Genomic DNA, 674 nt, shown 5'->3' on the forward strand with positions numbered 1-674 from the left:
TCGCAATCTATACCCCATTCGGGGCACAGAGGGCGCGATTTTGAAGGTGTCCCCTAACTGGGATCGAGATATGTCCATCCATCGACTCTTCACCTTCAACACGCAACGACGAGTGCGGGCCAGCCTGGAAGACCCGGAGGGCACGGCCTGAAGCGTACATCTGCTGCGCCTTGCCCCTAGGAAAGGGAACCACCCTGTCCGTCAAGACAAGACTCAACAGCTGCACGCTTCAGGCCACGCTGAGTACGCAAGGAGTTATTCAGAGGTTCCCTAACAGGCGGTCATCGAATCAGTTGGCGCCGTAAAGATCGCTGTCCAGTTCCTTCAGGTCCTTGTCCAGCTGTTGCCAGTTAGCCTGGCCATCCACGCTGTCTGCACCGGTCAGTTCATGGTATTCGTCAATGCGTTGCTGCAATTCTGTGAGCACATCCTGCAAAGCCAGCTGATGTCGCTCCGCTTCGGTGCTGCGGTCTCCGCCCCCCTGCTTTTCCAGTTGATCCAGCTCGGCTTCCAGTTCATCCAGCTTGCCTTTGATATCGGCAATCATTTGTTTACCGGTTTCCATAATCGCAACTCCTTGTTCGATCAGGGATTCACAGGTGAACCCGGTTTCAGAGTGGCCCCATTTATTGAACAGGGTCAAGTCTGTCACCGGCAACGGTACAGACGGTCAG

At 55.2% G+C, this 674-nt stretch carries 1 protein-coding gene; it reads right to left on the reverse strand.

Annotated features, from left to right (window positions below):
• Positions 1–289: 289 nt before the first annotated feature.
• Positions 290–643 (reverse strand): hypothetical protein, encoded by a 354-nt coding sequence (locus A3730_RS08265; RefSeq protein ID WP_063520635.1) that lies wholly within the window; start codon positions 641–643, stop codon positions 290–292.
• Positions 644–674 lie beyond the last annotated feature (31 nt).

It is taken from the genome of Alcanivorax sp. HI0044 (genome assembly GCF_001634945.1).